Source organism: Shewanella polaris, assembly GCF_006385555.1.
In the GTDB taxonomy this organism is placed as follows: domain Bacteria; phylum Pseudomonadota; class Gammaproteobacteria; order Enterobacterales; family Shewanellaceae; genus Shewanella; species Shewanella polaris.
Genome location: NZ_CP041036.1, coordinates 297,857 through 314,743, shown reverse-complemented (window position 1 = coordinate 314,743; position 16,887 = coordinate 297,857). Strand labels below are relative to the sequence as shown.

The window sequence follows — 16,887 nt, the reverse complement described above, 5'->3', positions numbered from 1 at the left end:
AAAGTGATATAAATACTGAGTCTATTCTGATAAAACGGGTTCTATCGTTTTGGGGTCTTTGGGGATTTTGTGGGTTTGCTTAGCCGCATCTTGCGCCTGTTGTAAATACTTTTGCTGACGAGTTAAGCGCTCATCAGATTGGGATCGGGCTTTTTCGAGTTGCTTCGCTTCCCAGTCATTACCTTGATGCTTTGCTAACACCTCTTGCTCACGCACCTTGGTCGCTTTGGCTGCATCACGGGCTTTTTGTAACTGTGTTTGTTCAAGTTCAATTGACTCAATTCGCGCTTGCTCACCTTTTTCAGCCAAGGTCATTTTTTTATGTGGTTTGTCAGCCGCAGTGGTAACAAATGCGAATGAACTTGCGGTTACCAGTATAACTAATAAGCTTATCAGCCGATTTTTCATGCTATCTATCCTTTGATGTTATCGACGTTATACCGCCCACGTACCAGAGCAGGCATAGCCGTTAACTTATGTTGCACCATTGCGTTAAACACTGCAAATATTGGCGTAACATCCACATTTGGATTTAATGCAACCAGCGTGTGAGCAGCCGCTTCCAAAGTTGATAAACTGTCACTACGTTTCGCTTTACGAATGATATATTGCGACTCATCCTCTACCTCAAGGTGAAGCGACGGATAATCACCTAACCACGGATTAAGCTGTAACATTCGGTACGCCTTACGCCAAGTACCATCGACTAAAATAATAATAGCAGCCTCACTCGCGCCCGCCTCGGCCACTGTTTGGCTGTGCTCATTTGGATAAACCACATAAACTGGCTTGGTTTGCTCTTCTAGATAGCGTCGTAAATCAACAAAATCGGCTGGACTTTCACCAACAACAATACGAATTTGAGGCAAGGCCAATGCAAGCAAACGAACGGTATTTTTAGCATGCTTCACTTCAGAGGGATGCTGTAATACTACAACTTCAGTGACCACGGACATAGGTTTAATTACCTTACAAAGGCAGGAGTTTTTGGGATATAAACAGCGTTGACAGTATTCGCGTTTCAAAAAATAGCTCGTTTGATGTAAGTCGCTAGATTATAGCAATCTTCCGTCGATTTTAAATAAAAAAGACCCGCTGAATGTGGTTAGCACTCAGCGGGTTAAAGGTGACATAAATCAATGTCGTTTAATTAGTCATGTTGCAGTTGTTCATGATGTAGGTGACTTAAACGCTTCATTGCCATAATAATCAAAAATATCGCACTAAAGCCCCCCATAACAACCGCTATCGCATAAGGTGCTGGTATATCAGTTAGTTGGATCAATGCCGTCAGTATTGACGCGCCACTCATCTGAATACACCCTAACATTGCCGTCGCAGTTCCTGCTCGCTCACCGAAAGCCGACAACGCCATACTGGTTGCTGGGCCGAGTAAAATGGCAAAACCAACACACAAAATCATCATGGGAGCCATAAATGCCACCGCGCCAGCTAATCCTTCATGGGGGCCAACAAAATACATCGCAGCTTCGACAATGGCGGCAATCAACATTAACGATAACGCCATCAGCACACCAGGTCGATTCCCAATACGCTTAATCAACACTGGAGCGGCAAAACAAGCCACAATATTTACCGCTGCATTAAGGCCAAATAAGCCACTAAAGGTCAGTTCTGAAACACCTAAATGTCCAATTATCCACACTGGAGCATAAGACACGTAACATAAAATCGATGCCATCGCGATCATGCAACAACTGGCGTAGAACATAAAATGAGGATCGCCAATAACTGGTTTATAGCGGTTCCAACGGTATAGAGGCCCTGAACTGTCAGTATTTAAGGGGCGGGTTTCAGGAAAGCGAAATCCTACAATAAACAATACTAAAACGGCATATAAAGCCATAAAAATAAATGTTGAGCGCCAGCCAAATTGCAGGGCTAACAATCCACCTAAGGTTGGTGCGAGGGCAGGAACAACACAAATGGCACCATTAAGATAACTGTACATCGATACACTTTGTTTACGATCATAACAATCACGAATAGCACTAAATACTACAATAGAAGTGGAACAAGCTGCCAACCCTTGAAAAACACGGGCAATCTGCAACCATTCAAATTCAACCGCATAAGCACCTAATAAACTACTTATGCCATAGAATACAATCCCAAATAATGCGACAGGCCTACGACCAAAACGATCCGCTAATGGGCCAATTAGAATTTGCCCTACACCCATAGCAAACAAAAACAACACTAAAGTAGACTGTACTTCACCGTTAGAAACACCATATTCCAATGCCATTGCAGGCATAGATGGGAGATAAATATCAATGGCTAATGGGCTTAACAGCACCATAAACATTAATAGTGGTAATAAATTACGACGCATGTATTTCTATCTCTCAAATGTTAAATGCACAAAGGTCACCCTTAATAGGGCGCTATAATAAGTCAAATGGAGGTATGAACAGAAATGATATAAAATCAGAAGTGAATTTCCATTTGAGAATATCACATGAATTTAGATAATCTTGCTAGAGTCGATCTTAATCTGCTAGTAATTCTTCAAGTTTTACTTGAAGAGCAAAGCGTTACTCGAGCAGCACATCGGTTACATGTTAGCCAATCAGCTGTCAGTAAAAGCCTTCATCGTTTACGACAAACATTAGACGACCCGCTCTTTCAACGTACAGCACATGGATTAAAACCAACCGCTCATGCAGATGCGTTAAGACAAAAATTACCGCAAATATTACAAAATCTATATCAACTCACTCAACCTCCCATTTTCTATCCAGAAAACAGTAACCGCCATTTTTCTTTCTCAATGGTCGAGAGTGCCTATGAAACACTAATACCCTATTTTATCGGTCCCTTGTTACAGCAAGCCCCGCAAATTAAACTAGACTCTTATGTCTGGACAGAAAAATCGATGCAAGATTTACAACAGGGACAAATCGATTTTGGCATTGCAGGTCGGGACATCCACCCACAAACTGATAGCAACATTGACCAAGTACCAGAAGGTATTGAATCTCAAGTCCTATTTAACGATCATCAAGTTTGCTTGGTGCGTAAAAACCACCCTATTTTACAAAAAGTAAAAGCTGGGCATTGGGATCAAACTCACTATCTTAATATGTCCCATGTACAAGTAAGATGTGAAGGTAATGATTGGTGGGCATTAGACTATCACCTCGCAAACTTAGGATTACATCGTAATTTAGCGACTACAGTGCCAGACTTTTATGGTGCTGCAAGTGTTTGCGCCCATACAAATTTAATCTTTACCTTACCATCGAGCTTTGCACATCATGCTCAAAAACTGTATTCGCTGGTTTCTATTCCTTTGCCTTTTGAGTTTATGCCCATGGCTTATGTATTTTTATGGCATGAGAGAAATAATCAAGAACCAGGACATAAATGGTTTCGCAATATGATTTTCAGTAGTGTCGAAAAAGCCATTGCCAATAATCGTATTACTAAAAATGATCGTTAAAATTTTTAGAGGATAAATAGTGATTAATTTCACTATTTATGAACTTTTAGCCAACTAATTACTCAAAACTGTTTAATAATAATGCTGAAAGGCAATTAAGCAACCACATAAGACAATGTGTAAGCTTAGCCACATTTAAGGGGAGAGGATGTTGAGGTTAATTAGCACCCATAAACTCATTCAACGACTGCGAAAGATGCGCCCACTCGCTGCATTTACCACAGCGGTCACAATCCTATTAGCTTTTCTGTTGTTGTTACCGTTAATACTCTTGTTTATTTTGGTTGGTTTCATTGGCATGACCCTCTTAAGTCGCCAATACATGAAGTCCCATCGTTCGGCACCTACTGAGCCCTATTTATCAGCTAACTCAAATAAAGATAGGTATCACACTCACCCCTACATTGAACAAGATAAACCAGTTACTTCATGCCAAGCCAGCAGAATAATTAATCATTAAAAATGCTGTTATTGGTTTATATTGATTAGTTATCCTTACTGCCGCTTGCCGTGATAGAAAGATGTTCATAAAGGCGAATAACCGTTTAAAGCAAAGGATGAGAAGTAATACCTCAAAGCGTAAAGATGACATTTACCTTTTTACCGTATCTATGGCTAACCCACAAAAATCACTTAGTCTCGGTATATAAACCTCTTAAAAATAAAACTTTAGCCAACATCAGCAAGGTATTGACGGGTGAAAGTTAAGACTCAACAAAATAAATTGTTATCCCCCCCAGCTTAAACATTAACCAGGTTTAACATGACATATTATGTCTAATCATTGCAAACTGTTCTTTAAATCATCGTTACTGATGTATAGGTAACGTTTTTCAGGCACTCATTTTCAAGCTAAGTGCATTCAGGAGTTACTATGAAATTTAATCAATCATTCCACACTGCCAATTTAAAAAATCGGTTCTCGACTATGAACCCAATTTTGGCATCACTTATGCTCTTTAGCATCGCATTCACCAGCATTGTGCTACTACCCTTTTTATTGATGTTGGGCTTATTAAGTTTTATTACCTTCCAACTTTTCGGCAACAAAATCTTGAGAAGTAAAGCCTTTGCCCAATCTGGTAATAACCATTCAACTCATCGAGAATCACAGACTCAACAAGGTCACTTTTCCCAAAGTAACGCCAATGTGCAACGCGAAACAACAGCGCCTTACGCAGAGATGTTTACTCGAGCTAAAACCAATCAGTCTCAACACACCGGCCGTACTTTTGAACACCAAGCGGATTAACAATGAAACTAAGCGCTGGATACACTTAGTGTAAGATGAATGAGTAATTCACATTAACCAAATAGGCGACACTTGCAACCAAGTGCCGCTCTTTGTTTTTATACAGTTTTGACCACATAATATAGTTCAACCCTCCGCTAAAGCGTGTTTTTTTACCCCACTCTCGACATAGCAACCAAGACAGGTTTAAACCGAGAACGTTCACTTTTCATCACTCGTTTCCGCTGATTTAAGTAAGTTTTTTATTGGAGATATTAAGGTGTAGTCGCACTTTTGATATCACATACGCCTTTCATTAACGTATTAGGTTTTTTAACTACTAGGTATCTGACAACCCATTGTTCTCGTGAATATTAGATACAAGGTTTAGCCCGAATTCATCATAAAAACTAGCTATCTATAGAGTGACTCACAACCGTTATTGTTGGGTGAGGTTACATTTTATATAAGAGGTTTTGAAATTTATCTACCTTTATAAATTGCGCTAACATTTATTGATGAAGAAAGTTACTGATAAAGAAAAGTCACTGTTGGCCGATTACTAAACATGCGATATTGAATTATTGATTTCGACCAATAATCTATTTATTGGACTATTCGTACCAACCTTATTTTTACGGGCTATATTGTACTAACCATAATATTTTTATAGAGAGCATGTTTTTACAATAACAGAGTGAATAGCATTTTAAAGTACTAAAATGATTGTAGTTACACCACGTTAGTATCACGTGGTTATACACATTGTATGAAATAATAACTCCGGGTAAAGACGACAGGATTTAAACACTTACCGCATCTTTAACTAACTGATTAAATTATAAATATAATCATTAACACGATAAAAGAGGGTAAATATGTTTGTAGCATGTCAAAAATGGATAACACAGTCTTGTTTATCGCTGGCCTGTTTGGGAATATTTTTCTGTTCATCTGTATGGGCAGAAAATATTATCATTGGCGGTACAGGAAACGCACTAGGCACAATGCAGATACTGGCTAATGCATACCAAGAACGTAATCCAGACATACACATTACTGTTTTGCCCAGCATTGGTAGTAGCGGTGCAATTAAAGCTGTACCTCGTGGTAAAATCGATATTGGGTTAAGTACTCGCGGATTCAAAAAAACGGAGTTTACAGCAGAAGCTAGCGTAATAGAATATGCTCGTACCCCCACAGTAATTGCGGTATCAAATAATTTAGATGTTACGGATATTTCTATTGATGAGCTTGTTGATATTTATAACGGTAAACAAACAATATGGCCGAATGGAGATTTAGTTCGCCCAATCATCCGCCAGCATGACGATGACAATACCAAACAACTGGAAAAACTTTCCCCAGAACTTAAAAATGCTATCCAATTCGCAGAAAAGCGCACAGGGCTATTATTTGCATCTACTGATCAAGAAACCGTCGAAAAAATTGAACAAACCCCTGGTAGTTTCGGTGTAACTACTTTGGCACTAATCCTTTCTGAAAAAAGATCTATTCATGCCTTAAAGTTAAATGGCGTAAAGCCAACAGCAGAGACTTGTATTGCAGGTAGCTACCCTATGATCAAACATTTCTACTTTATTCTTCCTAAAAACATTCCGATTTATGTTGCTGACTTTATTAGTTTCGTTAACTCTACAATAGGAAAAGAGATTTTGGAGAGCAATGGAAATTATATACCTGAATAGGTTGAATTAGATGTTATCTACTCAAGATACGCGACTGGCGAAGACGTTAACCCATTATGCACTGTTAATATCCTTACTGGTCGGTATTAGCCTGCCTGTAGGTTACACACTAACGGCATATAACGACCTAACAAAATCACTCAGCTTTAAAGCTAAGATTAAAGCCAATGCTCAGGCTGATTTAATCACAACTCTTCCCGATACGTGGATGTATGCTGAGAACCGCTTACAAGGTGTACTCAGTAGAGAGCCAGTGCGATTAGACAACGAATACATCCAGATACTCGATTCAGAAGGAGAAGTCATCACTTCATCCGGAGAGGCTCTAACTGGTTTTACGGTGCAACGCAGCTATCCACTTTATGATATTGATAAAGTTGTTGGGAATATCGTTGTTAGTGCATCACTTTCGACGCTATATAAAAATATACTTTTGGCCTTTGTACTTGGTTTCGTCTTAGCCTTACTCATTTTACTTGTTCTACGTTTACTACCGATAAGGGCGCTTCAACGAATTTCAGACGAATTATATACCGAAAAAGAACGGGCAGTAACCACATTGCATTCTATTGCCGATGCAATATTACTATTTGATATTAATGGTAATCTTATCTATTTAAACTTGCCAGCAGAGAAAATGCTGGGAAAATCATTAGCTGAGTTACAGGGTGAGTCCATAGCAGATCATCTTCAGCTCACAGATATGCATACTGGATTTGCAATAGACAGTGCCCTACAAGAAACATTAGATTCTGGAACTGTGGCAACTTGCAACCAACGTAGTATGCTCGAAATATCAGGAGACCTTAAAATCGCGGTCGAAGAGCGATCAGCCCCCATATTTGACCAGAGAAAGAAGCTTATTGGTGGTGTTTTATGTTTACGTGATGTCACTGTCGCCCGAAAACATCTTGAAAGACAATCCTGGGAAGCTACACATGATTTGTTAACGGGATTAATCAATCGCCGTGAATTTGAAAACCGAGTGACAAAAGCCATAGATAATACAATTGACAATGGTCAAATATATATCATTTGCTACATGGATCTCGACCGCTTCAAAATAATAAATGATTCATGTGGGCATAGTGCCGGAGATGATGTGCTCCAACAATTATCTCGCATCATGTCCTCCCAAATACGTGCAAACGATACTCTAGCTCGTCTTGGTGGTGATGAATTTGGTTTAATTCTTGAGTGTTGTGATGAAACTAGAGGAAAATTAATAGCTCAAGCGTTACTCAATGCGATTGAAGAATTCCAGATTGTCTGGGAAAAGCAAATATATACGGTTGGAATAAGTATAGGCTTTACCGCAATAGTAAATGACAGTTTTAGCTGCAAAGAAATTATAGGTCAGGCTGACTCCGCGTGTTACTGGGCTAAAGAGCAAGGACGCCATCAGGTATGCCAATATAAAGAGAGCGATATAGAATTAGCCGACAGACGAAGCCAAACTGGATGGGTAGGACGTATTAATTCAGCCTTGAAAGATGATCGATTCGTTCTATACCATCAAGTCTATCGTTCCCTTACTTCAGATGACGAATCATGCTTACACCTTGAAGTCCTTTTAAGGATGGTATCGAATGAAGGTGAAATCATTCTTCCTGGTCATTTTCTTCCGGCTGCAGAACGATACAATCTAATCAGGGAAATTGATCGTTGGGTAATCAATAAGGTGTTGTCTGGATTCCACCTTTTGCAGCAAATTCATGAGAACAAGACATTGATAGTCAACATCAACCTGTCAGGATTGTCTATTAATTCATTGGACCTATTTGAATATATCAAACAGAAAATTATAGAATATAATATCGATCCACAATGCCTTTGCTTTGAAATAACAGAAACAGCAGCGGTGAAAGACATGCACTCTGCAATCGAGTTCATCACAGCATGTAAAGAAATAGGTGTTAAATTTGCGTTGGATGATTTCGGTACAGGCTCTAGTTCTTTTGGATACCTTAAAAATTTACCCGTTGATTATCTGAAAATCGATGGTAGCTTTGTCAAAAATTTAGAAAATGATGCGGTCGACCGTGCGATTACTCAAACTATTAACCAAATCGGTCATATCATGGGAAAAATTACCATTGCCGAATTTGCCGAAAATCAATCCATTATAGAAATCCTAGATGAAATGGGAGTTGATTTTGCACAAGGGTACGGAGTATGTCGACCGATCCCATTGTTTCCTGATAACAACTTAGAAAAGGGATAATTTACCTGAGTAGCCCTTAACCTAAATAATGGCCATTTAGAAGTGAGCCTTAAATTGAAAAGCTTGCACCACTCTTAATTGTTCAGAAAATTATTGAGCATGGCATTAACACCCTAAGCGTGATGTACTTCTAGACAATAGGAGGACATGCCATCGTTGAGGCAACAACATGGCTTATCCAAGAAAGCGTTTAGCTTGTTGTAAAGCAGCCAATTCCGCTTCTGTTGGATTAAGCGCAATCACACTCTCAATTTGCATCAATAACGACTGCCATAATGGTTCGATGACTTGTCGTTGAATATCATCAGCATGCAAGTTTGCTTGCTGTAATAAATACGCAGCTTGCACCACATCAATACGACCTAAAATTCCGTCAGCTAAAGCCACACTCAATTCAATCATTGCGGTGACATTACGGCCATACTTAATCACTTGATGTAAATAGTGTTCAGCCGTTTCAAGTTGTTGCTGACTGGCAGCGTCATCATGCAAAATATCACTACCACAGCGTAACATTGCATCTAATTGACCTTGCTCTGCGGCTTCTTGCATCCATTGCTGACTTTTAGTTATATCAACATTACAACCTTGACCTTGCTCCAACATTAACGCCAAATGATATTGTGCATGAGGATAACCTGTTTGTGCTGCTTTGCTTACCCATAAGTAAGCCTGCTCGAATTGCTGGTTTTGATAGAACAATACCCCAAGATTTGACATTGCTTCAGCATTTTCAGCGTTCGCTGCCAAGGTTAGTAATGTTTCGGCTTGACTAAGATCAACCTCGAATTGGTCACTTCCCACCAGATAGAAGAAACCCAATAAAGCTTGGGCATTAACCACGCCTTGCTCTGCGGCTTGTGCAATAAACTGTTCACCCTCAGCTGAATTGACCTTACCGCTATAACCATGCAATAAGCTCACACCATGCTCAAATAATGCAGTTTGATGTTGCCCTGATGCAAGACTAAACCAGTGAGCAGCTTGCGCAAATACATCGGCTGATGTTTGCTCGCTTGCCATTGAAGCGTTTGAGGTTGAGTTTTTTGATATTGTAGAACTTGCTTCGTCAATGGTTTGTGCCAAAGCGCGTTCCTGCTCTTGCAGCATCACCCCTTTGGCTTTAAGTGACATACCAACTAAATACTGGGCTTCGGGGTCATTCTGCATCACTGCGCGATAGCATAAGTCGCGACCAGCATATGAGTCGAAAGCTTCAAATTGATAATGGGGTGCAGTGCGATGACGTAAAGGTTGATACAGTTTTTCAATTAACTGCAAAATATGATGAATCGACTTTTCAGCTATATTAATAAGCTGAACTTGAGTTAAATGATATTTTTCAGGATGGGCGCCGCGATTACCGTCAGTGCGGAGACGGTGTAACGCCCGCACGGCTGCAACATCAATCACCCGCTGCTGATTTAGCTGTTCGATACGATCATATAAATTTGCAGAGGTAAATGTTATATCGTGCAGTTGAGCCAATTGAGCGGCCAGCTTATGGGTAAAACTCCTAATATAAACGAGCGCTTGAGTAGGAATATCGCGGACATAGCTTTTAGCTAAACGGTAATCATCACTCAACTCAGTAGAAAAACCATCAATAAACTCAATATCATTTAACAATGGCCTCTCCTTTTTGATCGTTAATGGAATGCTTATCCTTCAGCGTTATCAACATCCGGTGTTTTACGATTAACCATATACAATCTAAACAAAGCTATATTAACAAACAAACCTAAGAACGAAAAAGTCACCTCAACCACTAGCTGCAGCGGAAAGCCAACTTGCACCGCAACTTGTGAAAACATACCCGCCAATAGAGACAATGGTACGTATAACATTAATACCGCAATGGTTTTAATGGTAATTGGCCCACTAAATTTAAAGCTACTCTTAATCGCTTCAAATGGCGTTAAACGCTCAACCACCACCATAAAGTTCACATAAGCTAAGCGAGAGAAAAGGTACAAGCTTACAACTAAGCCAATCAACCACAATGGACCAAATGCAGCAGAAATCATTACTGGCGCTAAAATAGCTAAGCCAGAAAATACCCCTGCCAGTAATAGCGGTGGTACAAACGGAAAGCTCGCTTTTAATATTTGTCCTGGCGCAAGATCATGGCCTTGAGAGCGTAATTCCAAATACAGAGTTAAAGCAGCAATTAAAAATGAAAAGACCAACAATAGCACCATCATTGCAGCAGCATGTATCGCGCCAAATTGCGGATTTTCGACATCAGCCTGGATCATTTCATTACCAAGCCAAAGTTGAATAGCGACTTGGATTAACAGTAATGGCAAAGTCAGTACGGCAAGCTGACGGATATGGTTTCGAAAAAAGTTAAATGCTTCAGTCAAAATGGCAAACAATGACATTTGGGTTCCAGTAATCTATTAACGGTGAATATGGCGCTTAGGATACCCAAAAAAAATCTATTTTGCACAAGTCTAATGAGTAAAAAGTGTGATCTGTTGTCGTATTTATATAAATCAGGTTAAAATGACGCCTAAGTTTAGCTATTAAAACACATTACAGGGCACGAATTATGAAATTAGCATCCGCATTACCGGTACTTGTTACCGTCTTGGTATTTTCTACACCAGCCTCAGCGGGTTGGTTAGACAGCGTGACTGAAATGACTAAAAAACCAGTAACAGAACAAGCTCAAACAATAGTGCAATCTGAAACCACCGAGCAATCAAGTGCCTTAGTAGGCAGCGTCATGTCACAACTTGGTTTGTCTCAAAACCAAGCAGAAGGTGGATTGGGGTCGTTATTGAGTTTAGCCCAAACCAATTTAGGTGATAACGATTTCAGCCAATTAACCAGCAGTATTCCTAATGCAGACAGCTTACTGGCTGCGGTACCGGCATTATCATCAGATAGTGGAATGTCAGGATTATTATCACAAGCGGGTGATTTAGGCTCAGCATTACAAGGCAGCGCCATGGTATATGATGCTTTTGAAACCCTCGGTATTTCAAAAGAATATATTACCCCTATGGTTGATATTGCTAAAAACTATCTACAACAAAGTGGTGGTGATGGCACTGTTGACTTATTAATGAAAGGTTTAGGTTCAGTCTTATAATCTTCATTAAGATGGCTAATCATAAGTGGCTCACCAGTAGCCAACAAATATTGCGTTAACATTATTTAATCCCAAGCCATTCGCTTGGGATTAGCATTTTTGCTAGCATAAAAAATGAATAGTAACATTGGACAGAATAATTATGATCGCCAAACTAAAGCAATTTCTCCAATCTCATACTCAAGAAAGTAGCCCAGAAGATAAACAGAAAAACCTCAACCTTGCTGCCGCAACCCTATTGCAAGAGGTTGTGTATGCCGACGAAAATTTGGCTGCTGCTGAAGCTGCTTTACTGCCTGAAATGCTCATAAACACGTTAGGCATTAACTCAGAAGAAGCGATAACCCTTATAGAAGAGGCAAAACAAAGCCGTAAAAATGCCACATCTCTATTTGAGTTTACCGCCGAGATTAATGCTCAATTTAGCATTGATGATAAACAAAAATTACTACTTTCAATGTGGCAACTAGCGTATTCCGATGGTGAATTGTCGCAATATGAAGACCAAATTATTCGTCGCACAGCTGATTTACTCCACTTAAAGCACAGTGAGCTCATTCAAATGCGCAATATTGCGATTGAATCCAACGATTAAATATTTGCTGAATTAACCCTCGTTATTATGCAGCAAATATTTTCGAGTGAGATGTGCTTTTTGCCACCACATAAAAGGGGCAATAACCAGCACCAATACCAGTGCATAAATCATATTAGTACCCAGTGCGATACCCAATCCAATGCAAAACAAACAACCTGCAATAACTAATGGTAAATATCGCTTGCTGAGTAACTTAGCTGCTGACAACATGGCCAATAAATAAATAATCACAAACACACCATTACTCCACGCGATTAAGTCTTCTAATTCATGTTTGCTATAAAAGGTCACTACAATGACAATTGCCATCGCGCCTAAAATGGCAAACAAAGCTCTAAAAGGTACACCGTGTGGATTTAACTTATCAAAATAGCGTGGCAAAATACCTTCTTTACTAAAACTCCATAACAAACGAGCTGCACTGGCGGCATACACGTTCACCGTGGCTAAACCGCTGGCTATGCCCAGTATTCCAATAATATTAGCGCCATACCCGCTTAAAAAAGTATTTGATAAGAAATAATCAAATGCCAATATCATCGCTAAGCCTTCACCTTCAATAGGCACCATAAGTAATAGAAAGGTACAGGCTAAATAAATAACGCCCACTAGCACAGTGCCCATCATCATCGCTGGTAACAAGTCTTTTTGAGGTTGGCGGAAGTCACTGGCAAGATGGGTCATGGCCTCTATACCTAGAAAGCTCCAAAAACCAATCCCCATTGCCAGCATTACCCCACTAAATTGTGGGTGACTACTATGAGCAAAGTTTTCTAGCTGATCCACATTTAATCCACTGGCACCGAACAATATGGCCACGACAGCAACAATCAGCAAAGTGAGTGCAAACTGTAATTTTGCCGACACTTGAATACCTTTGATATTCAACAGCAGTAGTACCGCGACAATAACTAACTCTGCAACTAATTGGCCAATCCCAGAAATCGACACCAGCGCATCTAAAAATTGAAAAGTCATTAAAATGGCTGCTGGCGCACCAATAGGAATAACCAATAAAAAGATTAACCCAATGGTTCTTCCCGCCGTAGCACCAAATGCTTTTTCAATAAAGTAAGCGGGGCCTGCTGCGTGTGGGAACCGACTCGCAAGTAAACCAAATACTAATGCAACGGGGATAATCGCAACCGTGAGTAATAGCCACGCCAATAACGAGGCTGAACCCGCTACTTCAATGGTCATTTGCGGTAAAATAAACACCCCGGTTCCTAACAAAGTGGTGGCCATTAAACCAGCACCTTGCCAACGCCCTATTGTTGCTGTCATTTGATTCATTATCTTATTCTTACTGTGATATATTGCGATATTATAAAGCTAAACAAGCAAACATTCTGCGGGTTAATTCGTGCAACTTGCTTTGCAAAACCGACAAATTGACGGAAAGAAAGCAAATTACCGACAAAATGACTGCGCGTAGTGTTAGTACTCAAATAACAGGAAATGATTCATTGGATAAATTTGATAAAGCGATTATAAGCGAATTACGCCTAAATGCTCGACAGAGTATTTCGTTTATTGCCCAACAAGTAAATTTATCACGCAGTGCAGTCACCGAACGGATTAAAAAACTCGAACAAACAGGCATTATCCGCGGTTATCAGGTATTACTGAGCGAATCGCAAAAACAAAGCGTATCTGCCTATTTTGAAATTCAACATCGTTGTGCTCGGTGCGCTGAAGTTATTCATATTTTTACCACAATACCAGAAATCATTACCTGCCAAGGCATTACTGGTGACATGGATTTATTGGTTTATGTGCATGCCAATTCAATGCAGCGACTGCATGAAATACGAGAGTATATTGATGCTCAAGCTGACATCATCAAAATTAAAACCCATGTCGTATTAAGTGAGTGGATTAACAATCAACCATAACCACCGTTTATTTGCAGCTTTACAATAAAAATCTGCGCTAAATCTTAGATATAACGCTAACTTGGCGTTACACTAATATTCGTTATTTATATAGGTATGAGCCATTATGCAACAACAGACCAGCGCCGATATGAATTTGTTATGGGGTCAATTGATCCTCGAAGAACTTGCACGCTTAGGCGTTAAGCATGTATGCATGGCGCCAGGTTCTCGCTCTACTCCGTTAACACTGGCAGCGGCTAGCCAAACCCAACTCACACGTCATATTCATTTTGACGAACGTGGTTTAGGGTTTATGGCCCTTGGATTGGCAAAAGCCAGCAATGCGCCAGTGGCCATTATTACAACGTCAGGCACCGCGGTAGCAAATCTGTATCCGGCTATTGTCGAAGCGTGGTTAACTCATGTGCCCTTGATTGTTTTATCTGGCGATAGACCGCCAGAACTGATTGATTGTGGTGCTAATCAAGCGATAATTCAGCCAGCCATTTTTGCTCAATATGCTAAGCAAATTAACTTACCAACGCCAGATCTCGGTTATCCCGCCAATGCATTATTAAGTACCATCGATCATGCGGTAGCCAATCAACATCAGCCAGTACACATAAACTGTATGTACCGTGAGCCGTTATATCCAACAGAATTGATGACATTAGCCCATGTTAAAAAAACGGCTAGCGTTACCACAGCAACCTATCTTGCACCGTTGAATCAGTGGTTTGAAAATACTAAACCATTGACTCATTATGCGGGCCTTAATAGAGCCGAGTTACCGACTACAGACGCTTTAATGCGTTTTGTTCATGGTAAAGGCGTGATAGTAGTTGGCACCTTAGCCCCTGAAGATAATCCTCAGCAAATTATCACATTAGCCCAAAAACTAGGCTGGCCAGTATTAGTCGACGCGCAGTCGCAGTTACGCCAGCATCCTGGTGTCATCGGCCACGTAGACCAGCTACTGTTAAACCCTAAAGCCAACAAACAGCTTGAACAAGCCGAACGGGTGTTAGTGTTTGGTGGGCGTTTTATTTCCAAACGTTTAATTCAATTTTTGGCCCAACAATCTTGGCATAGCTACTGGCAAGTGGTTAAGCATGGCGATCGCTTAGATCAGAGCCACCAACCTAAATCATTATTTCAAGCCAGTGTGCAGGCAGTTTGCCAATTACCTTGGTCGCGCTCATCACAAGCCAACTGGGCACTGCAATTATTACCAATAAATGAATCACTGGAGTCGCTGTTTAAACAACAAATCGACCACACCACTTTCGGTGAAGCTCAAGTCGTGCGCACTATTGCTTTGGCTCAAACAGATAACAACATACTGTTTATTGGTAATAGTTTACCTATTCGGCTTTATGATATGTATGCGCCAATTGCCACCAATACTCCGGCAATTTATACCAATAGGGGTGCATCAGGTATCGACGGTTTAATTGCAACGGCATGTGGTGTTGCGGCAGGCAAAAAAGCACCCACCACTCTTGTTATTGGTGACATATCCTGTTTACATGATTTCAATTCATTGGCACTGTTAAAACAAATGACCCAGCCATTTGTGCTGGTTATTCTCAACAATGACGGCGGTAACATATTTAATTTATTGCCAGTACCGAATGAAGAACTTCGTAGCGACTTTTATCGCTTAAGCCACGGTTTAGAATTTGGTTATGGTGCCGCCATGTTTGGTTTAGCCTATCGCCAAGTCGATGACATTGAATCGTTTAATGAAGCTTATCAGGAAGCTTTTGAATTTAATTATGCCTCAGTGATTGAGGTCAATGTCAGCCCGACACAAGCAAGCGATCAAATAGCTCAAATTAACCAGTGGGTGAAACAGCACTAATGGTGAAAATTCGTCGTTTTGGCCAACCACAATTACCGGCATTGTTGATGTTGCATGGTTTTCTAGGCAGCAAAGACGACTGGTCTATTTTGATGCCACAGTTAAGCCAATACTTTCATTGTATTTGTATTGATTTACCTGGTCATGGTGGCAATGTTGACACCCTCGACTCGCCTGGTTTGCACCAAGCAGCTGAGCTAATAGTTAATAAAATGCACCACATGGGCTATCAACAATTCCATTTATTGGGCTACTCACTAGGCGGTCGTATAGCGCTGCATATAGCAAATGACTTTGCAGACTCGCTACTGAGCATCACACTAGAATCAGCTCATCCAGGCTTGCAAGATGCCAAGCAGATAGCAGCTCGAGCCCAAAGCGATAATCTTTGGGCTAACAAACTCCAACATTTACCACTAACAGACTTTCTCGGCCTTTGGTATCAGCAGGCAGTTTTCAGAGACTTAACTGAACATCAAAAACAGCAACTTATTACTTTACGTCAAATAAATGATCCACTTCGTTTAGCAAATTGTTACCTAACAACCTCACTGAGCTTGCAACAAGATTGTCGCAATGTGCTGGAAAAGCTGAGCTGTCCATGTCACTTTATTTATGGTGTTGATGATAAAAAATTCGCCCAAGTCGCGACTGATTGGCAGGCGACACTCGCCGATACTAGTTCTAGTTCAGCAAACTTACAGTTACACCCATTGCATGCTGCTGGACACAATATTCATAGCTTACATCCGCAATTATTTACCGACACCTTACTGACATTATTGTGCTTAGATCCAATAGCGACTCTAAAGGAGTAA

At 40.4% G+C, this 16,887-nt stretch carries 15 protein-coding genes; 9 read left to right on the top strand and 6 right to left on the bottom strand.

Annotation, left to right across the window (positions count from 1 at the left end; all coding sequences use genetic code 11):
• Positions 1-21: 21 nt before the first annotated feature.
• From FH971_RS01365 to FH971_RS01355, 3 genes are all read right to left on the bottom strand, one after another.
• The gene (locus tag FH971_RS01365; RefSeq protein ID WP_140233077.1) at positions 22-408 is read right to left on the bottom strand and encodes a hypothetical protein; all 387 of its coding nucleotides are present in this window, start codon (positions 406-408) and stop codon (positions 22-24) included.
• A 5-nt stretch (positions 409-413) separates the two neighbouring features.
• Positions 414-1,025 carry a tRNA-uridine aminocarboxypropyltransferase gene (locus FH971_RS01360; protein WP_140233076.1) on the bottom strand — a complete coding sequence of 204 codons (612 nt, stop codon included), beginning with the start codon at positions 1,023-1,025 and terminating at the stop codon, positions 414-416.
• A gap of 125 nt (positions 1,026-1,150) precedes the next feature.
• A complete protein-coding gene (locus FH971_RS01355; RefSeq protein WP_140233075.1) occupies positions 1,151-2,356 on the bottom strand; it encodes a multidrug effflux MFS transporter in 1,206 nt (401 codons plus the stop codon).
• 126 nt (positions 2,357-2,482) lie between these two features.
• Between FH971_RS01355 and FH971_RS01350 the strand changes: the two genes are divergently transcribed.
• The 4 genes from FH971_RS01350 (at position 2,483) to FH971_RS01335 (ending at position 8,630) form a co-directional block, all read left to right on the top strand.
• Positions 2,483-3,466, top strand: a complete 984-nt coding sequence (locus FH971_RS01350) for a LysR substrate-binding domain-containing protein (RefSeq protein ID WP_140233074.1) — start codon at positions 2,483-2,485, stop codon at positions 3,464-3,466.
• 874 nt (positions 3,467-4,340) lie between these two features.
• Positions 4,341-4,718, top strand: a complete 378-nt coding sequence (locus tag FH971_RS01345; protein ID WP_140233073.1) for a hypothetical protein — start codon at positions 4,341-4,343, stop codon at positions 4,716-4,718.
• A gap of 857 nt (positions 4,719-5,575) precedes the next feature.
• The gene (locus tag FH971_RS01340; RefSeq protein ID WP_140233072.1) at positions 5,576-6,406 is read left to right on the top strand and encodes a PstS family phosphate ABC transporter substrate-binding protein; all 831 of its coding nucleotides are present in this window, start codon (positions 5,576-5,578) and stop codon (positions 6,404-6,406) included.
• 10 nt (positions 6,407-6,416) lie between these two features.
• Positions 6,417-8,630, top strand: coding sequence for an EAL domain-containing protein (locus FH971_RS01335; RefSeq protein ID WP_140233071.1), 2,214 nt, complete (start codon positions 6,417-6,419; stop codon positions 8,628-8,630).
• A 174-nt stretch (positions 8,631-8,804) separates the two neighbouring features.
• On the opposite strand, the gene FH971_RS01330 is transcribed toward FH971_RS01335, so the two are convergent.
• Positions 8,805-10,259 (bottom strand): tetratricopeptide repeat protein, encoded by a 1,455-nt coding sequence (locus FH971_RS01330; RefSeq protein ID WP_140233070.1) that lies wholly within the window; start codon positions 10,257-10,259, stop codon positions 8,805-8,807.
• Between the two features lie 32 nt (positions 10,260-10,291).
• Entirely contained in the window at positions 10,292-11,014 is a 723-nt protein-coding gene (locus FH971_RS01325; RefSeq protein ID WP_140233069.1) for a hypothetical protein, read from the bottom strand.
• A gap of 170 nt (positions 11,015-11,184) precedes the next feature.
• Between FH971_RS01325 and FH971_RS01320 the strand changes: the two genes are divergently transcribed.
• Positions 11,185-11,730, top strand: a complete 546-nt coding sequence (locus FH971_RS01320) for a DUF2780 domain-containing protein (protein ID WP_140233068.1) — start codon at positions 11,185-11,187, stop codon at positions 11,728-11,730.
• Positions 11,731-11,872: 142 nt separating this feature from the next.
• Positions 11,873-12,325, top strand: a complete 453-nt coding sequence (locus tag FH971_RS01315; protein WP_140233067.1) for a tellurite resistance TerB family protein — start codon at positions 11,873-11,875, stop codon at positions 12,323-12,325.
• A gap of 12 nt (positions 12,326-12,337) precedes the next feature.
• Here FH971_RS01315 and yjeH read toward each other — a convergent pair whose 3' ends face one another.
• Positions 12,338-13,621 carry an L-methionine/branched-chain amino acid transporter gene (gene yjeH, locus FH971_RS01310; protein ID WP_140233066.1) on the bottom strand — a complete coding sequence of 428 codons (1,284 nt, stop codon included), beginning with the start codon at positions 13,619-13,621 and terminating at the stop codon, positions 12,338-12,340.
• A gap of 173 nt (positions 13,622-13,794) precedes the next feature.
• On the opposite strand from yjeH, the gene FH971_RS01305 reads away from it, so the two are divergent.
• The 3 genes from FH971_RS01305 to menH all read left to right on the top strand — a co-directional run bounded on the left by FH971_RS01305 (position 13,795) and on the right by menH (position 16,887).
• Complete coding sequence (locus tag FH971_RS01305) at positions 13,795-14,223, top strand: Lrp/AsnC family transcriptional regulator (RefSeq protein WP_137223680.1); 429 nt, start codon at positions 13,795-13,797, stop codon at positions 14,221-14,223.
• 106 nt (positions 14,224-14,329) lie between these two features.
• Positions 14,330-16,069 carry a 2-succinyl-5-enolpyruvyl-6-hydroxy-3-cyclohexene-1-carboxylic-acid synthase gene (gene menD / locus FH971_RS01300; RefSeq protein WP_140233065.1) on the top strand — a complete coding sequence of 580 codons (1,740 nt, stop codon included), beginning with the start codon at positions 14,330-14,332 and terminating at the stop codon, positions 16,067-16,069.
• Positions 16,069-16,887, top strand: a complete 819-nt coding sequence (menH, locus tag FH971_RS01295; protein WP_140233064.1) for a 2-succinyl-6-hydroxy-2,4-cyclohexadiene-1-carboxylate synthase — start codon at positions 16,069-16,071, stop codon at positions 16,885-16,887. Before menD ends, menH begins: the two co-directional genes overlap by 1 nt.